The 10,026-nt window shown below is 63.5% G+C and carries 10 protein-coding genes and 1 other RNA gene; 9 read left to right on the top strand and 2 right to left on the bottom strand.

The features are described from left to right. Positions 1 to 76 precede the first annotated feature (76 nt). The 5 genes from VMJ11_RS06920 to VMJ11_RS06900 all read left to right on the top strand — a co-directional run bounded on the left by VMJ11_RS06920 (position 77) and on the right by VMJ11_RS06900 (position 4,763). Positions 77 to 1,363 carry a Glu/Leu/Phe/Val dehydrogenase gene (locus tag VMJ11_RS06920; protein ID WP_325618267.1) on the top strand — a complete coding sequence of 429 codons (1,287 nt, stop codon included), beginning with the start codon at positions 77 to 79 and terminating at the stop codon, positions 1,361 to 1,363. Between the two features lie 274 nt (positions 1,364 to 1,637). Further along, positions 1,638 to 2,531: a glutamate/aspartate ABC transporter substrate-binding protein gene (locus VMJ11_RS06915; protein WP_325618265.1), complete on the top strand. Its 894-nt coding sequence runs from the start codon at positions 1,638 to 1,640 to the stop codon at positions 2,529 to 2,531. Between the two features lie 92 nt (positions 2,532 to 2,623). Next, a complete protein-coding gene (locus VMJ11_RS06910) occupies positions 2,624 to 3,364 on the top strand; it encodes an amino acid ABC transporter permease (protein WP_325618263.1) in 741 nt (246 codons plus the stop codon). Beyond that, a complete protein-coding gene (gene gltK / locus VMJ11_RS06905; RefSeq protein WP_325618261.1) occupies positions 3,364 to 4,041 on the top strand; it encodes a glutamate/aspartate ABC transporter permease GltK in 678 nt (225 codons plus the stop codon). Before VMJ11_RS06910 ends, gltK begins: the two co-directional genes overlap by 1 nt. Continuing rightward, the gene (locus tag VMJ11_RS06900; RefSeq protein ID WP_325618259.1) at positions 4,038 to 4,763 is read left to right on the top strand and encodes an amino acid ABC transporter ATP-binding protein; all 726 of its coding nucleotides are present in this window, start codon (positions 4,038 to 4,040) and stop codon (positions 4,761 to 4,763) included. Before gltK ends, VMJ11_RS06900 begins: the two co-directional genes overlap by 4 nt. A 91-nt stretch (positions 4,764 to 4,854) precedes the next feature. On the opposite strand, the gene VMJ11_RS06895 is transcribed toward VMJ11_RS06900, so the two are convergent. Next, complete coding sequence (locus VMJ11_RS06895; RefSeq protein ID WP_325618257.1) at positions 4,855 to 5,763, bottom strand: class II glutamine amidotransferase; 909 nt, start codon at positions 5,761 to 5,763, stop codon at positions 4,855 to 4,857. A gap of 363 nt (positions 5,764 to 6,126) precedes the next feature. Between VMJ11_RS06895 and pyrC the strand changes: the two genes are divergently transcribed. From pyrC to rnpB, 3 genes are all read left to right on the top strand, one after another. Beyond that, positions 6,127 to 7,191 carry a dihydroorotase gene (gene pyrC / locus VMJ11_RS06890; protein WP_414694318.1) on the top strand — a complete coding sequence of 355 codons (1,065 nt, stop codon included), beginning with the start codon at positions 6,127 to 6,129 and terminating at the stop codon, positions 7,189 to 7,191. A gap of 194 nt (positions 7,192 to 7,385) precedes the next feature. Continuing rightward, positions 7,386 to 8,261: a DUF3025 domain-containing protein gene (locus tag VMJ11_RS06885; protein WP_414694317.1), complete on the top strand. Its 876-nt coding sequence runs from the start codon at positions 7,386 to 7,388 to the stop codon at positions 8,259 to 8,261. 66 nt (positions 8,262 to 8,327) lie between these two features. Beyond that, positions 8,328 to 8,749: RNase P RNA component class A (gene rnpB / locus VMJ11_RS06880), an RNA gene on the top strand. A 103-nt stretch (positions 8,750 to 8,852) separates the two neighbouring features. Here rnpB and VMJ11_RS06875 read toward each other — a convergent pair. Next, a complete protein-coding gene (locus tag VMJ11_RS06875; RefSeq protein WP_325618251.1) occupies positions 8,853 to 9,275 on the bottom strand; it encodes an OsmC family protein in 423 nt (140 codons plus the stop codon). Positions 9,276 to 9,900: 625 nt separating this feature from the next. Here VMJ11_RS06875 and VMJ11_RS06870 point away from each other — a divergent pair. Further along, on the top strand, positions 9,901 to 10,026 hold a 126-nt coding region (locus tag VMJ11_RS06870), incomplete at its 3' end, for an uL13 family ribosomal protein (RefSeq protein ID WP_325618269.1).

Raw genomic sequence — 10,026 nt, 5'->3', positions numbered from 1 at the left:
ACGGGATGACCAAACGGCATTGGATTTCAAGTGGGCGTTTTCTGACAATGGCACCACTTGTTCGATCGGAGCGTACATGTCATCCCAACTGCAGTCGGTTCCTTCCTATCTCCACGCCGACGATCTCGGCCCGTGGGGCAACTATCTTCGTCAGGTCGATCGCGTCGCGCCGTATCTCGGCTCGCTCTCGCGCTGGCTCGAAACGCTCAAGCGTCCGAAGCGAATCCTGATCGTCGACGTGCCCATTGAGCTCGATAACGGCACCGTCGCCCACTTCGAAGGCTATCGTGTGCAGCACAACGTATCGCGCGGTCCCGGCAAGGGCGGCGTGCGTTATCACCAGGACGTTACGCTCTCCGAAGTGATGGCGCTGTCCGCGTGGATGTCGGTGAAGAACGCCGCGGTGAACGTGCCGTACGGCGGCGCGAAGGGCGGCATCCGCGTCGATCCGCGCACGCTCTCGCGTGGTGAGCTCGAGCGCGTGACGCGCCGCTACACCAGCGAAATCGGCATCATCATCGGACCGAACACCGACATTCCCGCGCCGGACGTCAACACGAACGAGCAGATCATGGCGTGGATGATGGACACCTACTCGATGAACCAGGGCCAGACGGCCACGGGCGTCGTGACGGGCAAGCCCATCTCGCTCGGCGGCTCGCTCGGCCGCCGCGAGGCGACGGGCCGCGGCGTGTTCGTCGTCGGCTGCGAGGCGGCGCGCCGCACGGGCCTGTCGATCGAAGGCGCACGCATTGCCGTGCAGGGCTTCGGCAACGTGGGCGGCATTGCCGCACGTCTGTTCCAGGAAGCGGGCGCGAAGATCGTCGCCGTGCAGGACCACACCGGCTCGCTCTACAAGTCGAGCGGCATCAACGCCGAAGCACTGCTCGAGCACGTCGCGAAGACGGGCGGTGTGGCGGGCTTCGCGGGCGCCGAAGTGATGGCGAACGACGAATTCTGGAGCGTCGAGACCGACATCCTGATTCCGGCCGCGCTCGAAAACCAGATCACGGAAAAGAACGCCGGCAAGATCCGCACGAAGATCATCGTGGAAGGCGCGAATGGCCCGACTACGACCGCCGCCGACGACATCCTGCACGACAAGGGCGTGCTCGTGATCCCCGACGTGGTGGCAAACGCGGGCGGCGTGACCGTTTCTTACTTCGAGTGGGTGCAGGACTTCTCGAGCTTCTTCTGGACCGAGAACGAGATCAACGAGCGTCTCGAGCGCGTGATGCGCGAGGCCTTCACGGCGGTGTGGCAGGTGTCGAGCGAGCAGAATGTCTCGATGCGTACCGCGGCGTTTATCGTGGCGTGCAAGCGCATCCTGATGGCGCGCGAAATGCGCGGCCTGTACCCCTGATCCGATCGCAGGCGTGATGGCGCTGCACGTGGTGGCCGACAAGGCGTGCAGCGAAGTCAAGCAATAGCGGCAAGTTTTGCGCCGCACATCAAGGCGCAGAGAAGGCGGACGTCCTCCAAAAGGGGACGTCCGCCTTCGCACATCTGGACTGAAGAAACGGCGTGCGCCGTCGCGCGCAAGCGCAAGGAAATGATCGTTGCGCCAGGGTCACTCTTGATGCTTTCAAAATAATTACTTTGCTAAACTAGAAAGAGTTCTTGCAACGGAGAAAAAAATGCAAATGAAGAAGACCGCCGCCATGCTCGCACTCTTCGGTTTCGTCGCGACCGGCGCATTCGCGCAGGATTCCGGCACGCTGAAGAAGATCAAGGACACGGGCGTCATTTCGCTCGGCCATCGTGAATCGTCGATCCCTTTCTCGTACTACGACGACAAGCAGAATGTGATCGGCTATTCGCAGGACTACGCAGAGAAGATCGTCGAGGCGGTCAAGCAGAAGCTGAACATGCCTAACCTGAAGGTGAAGCTCGTGCCCATCACGTCGCAGAACCGTATTCCGCTCGTGCAGAACGGCACGGTCGACATCGAGTGCGGCTCGACCACGAACAATGCCGAACGCCAGCAGCAGGCCGCTTTCACGAACACGATCTTCGTGATCGGCACGCGCCTCATGGCGAAGAAGGATTCGGGCATCAAGGACTTCGCGGACCTCAAGGGCAAGACCGTCGTGACGACGGCGGGCACGACGTCCGAGCGCATCCTGCGCAAGATGAACCAGGACAAGAACATGGGCATGAACATCATCAGCGCGAAGGACCACGGCGAGTCGTTCATGACGCTCTCCACGGGCCGCGCGGTGGCGTTCATGATGGACGACGCGCTGCTCGCGGGCGAGCGCGCCAAGTCGAACAATCCGGGCGATTTCGTGATCGTCGGCCAGCCGCAGTCGCGCGAGGCGTACGGCTGCATGATGCGCAAGAACGACCCCGAGTTCAAGAAGGTCGCCGACGACGCCATCGCCAAGGTCCAGACCTCGGGCGAAGGCGAGGTGATCTACAAGAAGTGGTTCGAGTCGCCGATTCCGCCGAAGGGGCTCAACCTGAATTTCCCGATGAGCGAGGACATGAAGGCGCTGTTCAAGAACCCGAACGACAAGGCCATCGACTGATCGACGCCCGGGTTTGACCCGAGCCCGATCTGCATGTGGAACGGAACGGAAGAAGGCCGCCTTCTTCCGTTCTTTTTTCCTGGAGTCTCTTCATGTCATATCACTGGAACTGGGGCATTCTGCTAAGCCCCGTTTCCACCGGCGAACCCACCACCTACCTGGGCTGGCTCATCTCGGGCCTCTGGGTCACGGTGACGGTGTCGCTCGCCGCGTGGGTGATCGCGCTCGTCGTGGGATCGTTTTTCGGCGTGCTGCGCACGGCGCCGGGCAAATGGGCCTCCGGGGCCGGCACGGTCTATGTGGCGGTGTTCCGCAACATTCCGCTGATCGTGCAGTTTTTCATCTGGTATCTCGTGATTCCAGAGCTGCTGCCGCCCGCGCTCGGCAACTGGTTCAAGCAGTTGCCACCGAACGCGCAGTTCTTCTCGTCGTCGATCATCTGTCTTGGTCTCTTCACCGGCGCGCGCGTGTGCGAGCAGGTGCGCTCGGGCATCAACGCGCTGCCGCGCGGCCAGCGCGCCGCGGGTCTCGCAATGGGCTTCACGCAGTGGCAAACGTATCGCTATGTGCTGCTGCCGGTCGCCTACCGCATCATCGTGCCGCCGCTCACCTCCGAGTTCCTCAACATCTTCAAGAACTCGGCGGTCGCCTCGACGATCGGCCTGCTCGATCTGTCCGCGCAGGCGCGCCAGCTCGTCGACTACACCTCTCAGACCTATGAGTCGTTCATCGCGGTAACGCTCGCATACGTGCTCATCAACCTCGTCGTCATGGCGCTCATGCGCTGGGTCGAGGCGAAGTCGCGCCTGCCCGGCTACATCGGAGGCAAGTGATGCATCATTTCGACTGGAGCAGCATTCCGGGTGCGCTGCCCACGCTGTGGACGGGCGCGGTCATCACCTTCAAGATCACGTTGTGCGCGATCGTGGTGGGCATACTCTGGGGCACGTTGCTCGCGCTCATGCGGCTGTCCAGCGCGAAGCCGCTCGAATGGTTCGCGAAGGGCTACGTCACGATATTCCGTTCGATCCCGCTCGTGATGGTCCTGCTGTGGTTCTTCCTGATCGTGCCGCAAGTGCTGCAAAGCGTGCTGGGCCTCTCGCCCGACATCGACATCCGGCTTGCCTCGGCAATGGTCGCGTTCTCGCTCTTCGAGGCCGCGTACTATTCGGAGATCATCCGCGCGGGCATCCAGGCGGTGCCGCGCGGGCAGATCAATGCGTCGTTCGCGCTCGGCATGCGCTACGGGCAGGCCATGCGCTACGTGGTGCTGCCGCAGGCGTTTCGCGCGATGGTGCCGCTGCTGCTCACTCAAGGCATCGTGCTGTTTCAGGACACTTCGCTCGTCTACGTGATCAGCCTTGCGGACTTCTTTCGCACGGCCACCAATATCGGTGATCGTGACGGCACCACCGTCGAGATGGTACTGTTCGCGGGCGCGTGCTATTTCGTGATTTGCGTGATCGCGTCGAGCCTCGTGAAAGGTCTTCAGAAAAAGGTTGCAAGATGATTTCAATCAAGAACGTTTCGAAGTGGTACGGCCAGTTCCAGGTGCTGACCGATTGCACGACGGAAGTCAAGAAGGGTGAGGTGGTCGTGGTGTGCGGGCCTTCGGGCTCGGGCAAGTCCACGCTCATCAAGACCGTCAATGGGCTCGAACCGTTCCAGCAGGGCGAGATCCTCGTGAACGGCGAGTCGGTGGGCGACAAGCGCACCAATCTCTCGAAGCTGCGCGCGAAGGTGGGCATGGTGTTCCAGCACTTCGAGCTGTTCCCGCATCTGTCGATCACCGAGAATCTCACGCTCGCGCAGATCAAGGTGCTCGGCCGCGGCAAGGACGAGGCGACGCAGAAGGGCCTGAAGCTGCTCGACCGCGTGGGGCTGCGCGCGCATGCGGACAAGTTTCCGGGCCAGCTCTCCGGGGGCCAGCAGCAGCGCGTGGCGATCGCGCGGGCCTTGTCGATGGACCCCATCGCCATGCTGTTCGACGAGCCGACCTCGGCGCTCGACCCCGAGATGATCAACGAGGTGCTCGACGTGATGGTGGAGCTCGCCCGGGAAGGCATGACCATGATGTGCGTGACGCACGAAATGGGCTTTGCGAAGAAGGTGGCGCACCGCGTGATCTTCATGGACAAGGGCGCCATTGTCGAAGATGACCGCAAGGAAGACTTTTTCGCCAATCCGAAGTCGGATCGCGCGAAGGACTTTCTCGCGAAGATCCTCCACTGAGGGGCGAACGCGTTTTCGGAAAGCGAAAAGCCGCGCTGCAAGCGCGGCTTTTTTCGTTTTGGGCGGCAGGTTATGTGATGCGGCGACCGCCTCACTCCCCCCAGGTCTGCAAGGCTGCCACGGCCTCCGGGTCCACTTCGCCCGGCTGCGCCGCTCGCGGCGCGCTTGCCGAGGCGTCCAGCGCCGGGTTGGCGAGCTTGTCGAGCACCTTCTGCGGCACTGGCACGCTCGCCTGCGCGATCAGTTCGCCGTGCTGGAACATCAGCAGGTCGCCGGGCGCGAAGCGGGTCCAGACTTCGTTGTCGGTGAGCGGCGCGGTGGCGATCACGGCCACGCGGTCTTCGGGCGTCGTGTACTTGGCGAAGTCGATGGAAACGTCGGCATCGACGAGATGCGCCGTCGAGAACGGCCAGCGCCGCACGAGATAGTAGAGGTGCGTCGAGCAATGCGCGAACAGCGCCTGGCCGTTCGACATCAGGAAGTTGAACACGCCGAACTGCGTGATCTCGCGCGTGAGCGACTCGAGCGCGGCGAACAACTCGTCGAGCGGCGGCTGCGCGCCGGGGAAGTGCCTGCGCAGACCTTGCAGCAGCGTGCAGAAGGCGAGCTCGCTGTCGGTCGTGCCAACCGGCTGATACACGCCCGACATGAGCGGATTGAAGTCCTGCAGATCGCCGTTGTGCGCGAAGATCCAGTGCCGGCCCCACAGCTCGCGCTGGAACGGATGGCAGTTCTCGAGCGCCGTGTGCCCCTGCGTAGCCTTGCGGATGTGCGCGATGGTGTTGCGCGACTTGATGGGGTAATGCTTGACCATCTCGGCAATGGGCGAGCGGGCGGAGGCTTCGTGGTCGATGAACAGGCGGCAGGCCTTGTCCTCGAAGAACGCGATGCCCCAGCCGTCGGCGTGGTGATCGGTGGCGCCCCCGCGCGCGGCAAATCCTGTGAAGGAGAACGTGACGTCCGTCGGTGCGGCGCAGTTCATTCCGAGAAGTTGGCACATGGTGCTGATGGTACTGACGGTGCGTAATGCGGCTGAGGCAGCGGCGGCAGTGGCAGTCGGGACTGGCCGCTGGGTTGTTCCGTGAACCGGTACAATAATGATTTTCCAAGCATATCACCGGCCTGTGGGTCGCCAATACGAAATTTGTCGGATGCATTGCAGGCTTGCGTCGATAGGCGTCTGCCGCGGCGCATTCGTCGCAAATTGTCGTGTACGCGCGACGCTGGAGGCTGCGCCCGTGTCCGGTTCGTATCGGTCATCACCGCGCTTTTTCCCGTGATACGCCCGGAATTTCCAGCGGCCGCCTCCGCGCGTTCCCGCGAACTTGCCGCCGTGCCGCCGTCCATCCATTAGCTGCGCCTGATTCCTGCCATGAACGCTTCCTCCCCCACGACTCTCACGCTCGCCCGCCCCGACGACTGGCATCTGCACGTGCGCGACGGCGCGATGCTCGCGGCGGTGCTGCCGCACACGGCGCGCCAGTTCGGCCGCGCGATCATCATGCCTAACCTGAAGCCGCCGGTGACGACCACGGAGCAGGCGGCTGCCTACCGCGAGCGCATTCTCGCGGCGCTGCCGGCGGGCTCGAAGTTCGAGCCGCTCATGACGCTCTATCTGACCGACAACACGCCGCCCGAGGAAATCCGCCGCGCGAAGGCGAGCGGCTTCGTGCACGGCGTGAAGCTGTATCCGGCGGGCGCGACGACGAACTCGGACGCCGGCGTGACCGACATCCACAAGTGCGCGAAGACGCTGGAGGCAATGCAGGAAGTGGGCATGCCGCTCCTCGTTCACGGTGAAGTGACGAGCGCCGACATCGACCTGTTCGACCGCGAGAAGGTCTTCATCGACCGCGTGATGACGCCGCTGCGCCGCGATTTCCCGGCGCTCAAGGTGGTGTTCGAGCACATCACGACGAAGGACGCCGTCGAGTACATCCGCGCCGACACGGCAGCCCCGGGCCTGCTCGGCGCGACGATCACGGCGCACCACCTGCTTTACAACCGCAACGCGATCTTCCAAGGCGGCATCCGTCCGCACTATTACTGCCTGCCTGTGCTCAAGCGCGAGACGCATCGCGTGGCGCTCGTCGAGGCGGCGACCTCGGGCGATCGTCGGTTCTTCCTTGGCACCGACAGCGCGCCGCACCCGAAGGGCCTGAAGGAGCACGCGTGCGGCTGCGCGGGCTGCTACACGGCGCTGCACGCGCTCGAACTCTACGCCGAGGCGTTTGACAACGCGGGCGCGCTCGACAAACTCGAGGGCTTCGCGAGCTTCTACGGCGCGGACTTCTACGGCCTGCCGCGCGCCACCGAAACCGTCACGTTGCGTCGCGAGACGTGGACGTTGCCGGCCGAGGTCGCTGCCGGCGACACGCCCGTCGTACCGCTGCGCGGCGGCGAGACGATCGGCTGGAAACTCGCTTGAGCGAAGCGGGGCAGATGCGGGGCGTGGCTGCGGAAGCAGCTGTCGATGCGATCAATGCGATCAATGCGATCAATGCGATCAATGCGATCAATGCGATCAATGCGATCGAAGCGATCGAAGCGATCGAAGCGATCGAAGCGATCGAAGCGGCCGGCGCGGCCGACAAAAGCGGGGCAGTCGATGCGAACGCACCGATGCCCGCGCGCGCGCCACGCCGCACCTTGCGCGCCGGCGGTTTCGCCGACATCGACTGGGCGCGGCCGTGGTTTGGGCAGCACGAGGCGCGGGGCCGCCGCTGGCAGCAGGCTGCGCTGGCGGGGTACGCGCCGTATCTCGCCGAGCTGAACGCCGATGCATGCGTGGCGGCCCAGCGCACGGGCCGCGGTCAGCCGCTTTCCTTCATCTCCCAGGACGACCTGCCCGAGGGCACGGCCTACGAGGCGCACATCGCCGCGACGGGCTGCGTGCCGACGCGCCACAACCTCCACGACTTCTTCAATGCGCTCGCGTGGTTCGCGTTTCCGCGCATCAAGGCGACACTGAACGCGCGCCAGGGCGCAGCGATCGACGCGCTCGGCGTCGGCCCGACACGCGGCGGCGTGCGCGACGCGCTCACGTTGTTCGACGAGAATGCCGTGCTCTATGCGTCGTCGGACCGGGCACTCGTCGCTGCGCTGCGCGGCTTCGACTGGCATACGCTGTTCGTGGCGGGGCGCGCGCGTTGGGAAGCGCCGGGCGCCTTCGCGAGCGGCGACGGTCGCACCGCGCGCTGCGAAGTGCGCGTTTTCGGTCATGCGCTGCTCGAAAAGCTGATCGCGCCCTATGCCGCCTGCACGGCGCACGCATGGGTGGTCGAGGTGCCCGAGGCGTATTTCACGTGGTCGCGTGCGCAACGCGACGCTCATCTGGACGAGACGGTGAGCGCGACGCTCGCCGCCGATGCCGCGCTCAACGGGCGCAGCTTCGCGCCGCTGCCGGTGCTCGGCATTCCGGGCTGGTGGCCGCAAAACGAAGACCCGGCGTTCTACGACGATGCCACGGTCTTCCGTCGTGGGCGCCGTGCTCGCTGAACGCGCGCCAGTCATCGATCAGGCCCCAGGTGCTACGGGCGCTACCGTGCTAAGATCGCGGCGCGCAAAGCAGGTCAGGCAGTCGCGGCCCCGAGGTTTCGGCAGCATTGAAACACTTGGGGGCGAGGAAAGTCCGGACTCCACAGGGCAGGGTGATGGCTAACGGCCATCCGTGGCGACACGCGGAACAGGGCAACAGAGAACAGACCGCCGATGGCCCGGCTTCGGCCGGGATCAGGTAAGGGTGAAACGGTGCGGTAAGAGCGCACCGCGTCTGCGGCGACGTAGACGGCACGGCAACCTCCACCCGGAGCAATTCCAAGTAGGCAGGCGCGCATCTACGGATGCAGGATGGGGCCCCCGTCTCGTCTGCGGGTAGGAAGCTTGAGCGCGTCAGCAATGGCGCGCCTAGAGGAATGGCTGCCACGCGCGGCGCGTCTTCGGACGCGGCGTGTGCACAGAATCCGGCTTATCGGCCTGCTTTGCCGACCTCATTTCGTCACACTGACGACAAAAAGCCGGCGCGGTCCCAAGACCGCGCCGGCTTTTTTCTTTCTGGCTCTCGCGCGTAGTCGCGTGTGCGAGCAGCGCTCAGTTCGCGACGATCTCGAACGAATGCGTGATTTCGGCGGTCTTGCCGATCATGATCGACGCCGAGCAGTACTTGTCGTGCGAGAGGTTGATCGCGCGTTCCACGGTGGCCGGGTTCAGGTTCTTGCCGGTCACGGTGAAGTGGAAGTGGATCTTAGTGAAGACCTTCGGATCTTCGCTGGCGCGCTCGGCCTTGAGCGTCACGCTGCAGCCGCTCACTTCCTGGCGGCTCTTCTTCAGGATCAGCACCACGTCGTAGGCCGTGCAGCCGCCCGTGCCGAGCAGCACCATTTCCATCGGCCGCGGCGCGAGGTTGCGGCCGCCGCCTTCCGGCGCGCCATCCATGTTGACGAGATGGCCGCTGCCCGTTTCGGCCGCGAATGCCATGCCGTCCTGACCCATCCAGCTAACTTTGCATTCCATGCGTATGCCTCTGCGCGAGTTCTTGATTCAGCCGGCATTGTAGCCCGCGCCTTACTGGTATGTCCGGGGGGGACATGAGGGCGCGCGCCCTATGCGACACGCTTGAATGTTGCGTCGCGCCATCGTGGCTGCAAGGCGGATTTCCCCTGCGCAATTAGGGGTTTCGCTCTACTCCATGCGCGTTGCTCCGACAGCGTTGATTTTTATGTCATTGATTTTGCATGTTATTTTCAGGACTCGGAGATTTTTTGCGAATTTCATATTGTGGTGTTTGATTTCGTAATGCAGATGCCCTTGCGCCGCACAAGCTCGATCCGTATAATTCGTCTCGTTGGTTGTCGTGCTTCACGACACCTCAGCATGTCTCCTCCACCCTCCTCCATAAGGTGGATTAAGCCCGAACAAACGCGTTCGGGCTTTTTTTCGTCCGCATTTTCGCTGGTGCGAGCCGTCTTGCCCCTATCGAAGGCAATTTTTGACGTGCGACCAAATTTCCCTTTATAATCGTAGGTTTCCCGCATCCACGCCCGCGGGAGAAAAACAGGGAGAGCCTGCGCCGGCGCCAACGAGCGTCACTACACAAGCAGGACCAAAACAGGGCACAGCAATATTTTTTGGATCGATCATGAAGACTTTTTCCGCCAAGGCACATGAAGTGCAGCGCGAATGGTACGTGATTGACGCGACGGATAAGGTTCTCGGCCGTGTCGCCAGCGAAGTGGCACGCCGTCTTCGCGGCAAGCACAAGCCT

The organism is Paraburkholderia sp. (genome assembly GCF_035501035.1).
Classification (GTDB): domain Bacteria; phylum Pseudomonadota; class Gammaproteobacteria; order Burkholderiales; family Burkholderiaceae; genus Paraburkholderia.
The sequence above is the reverse complement of the archived record's forward strand: the minus strand, read 5'-3'. Positions and strand labels throughout refer to the sequence as shown.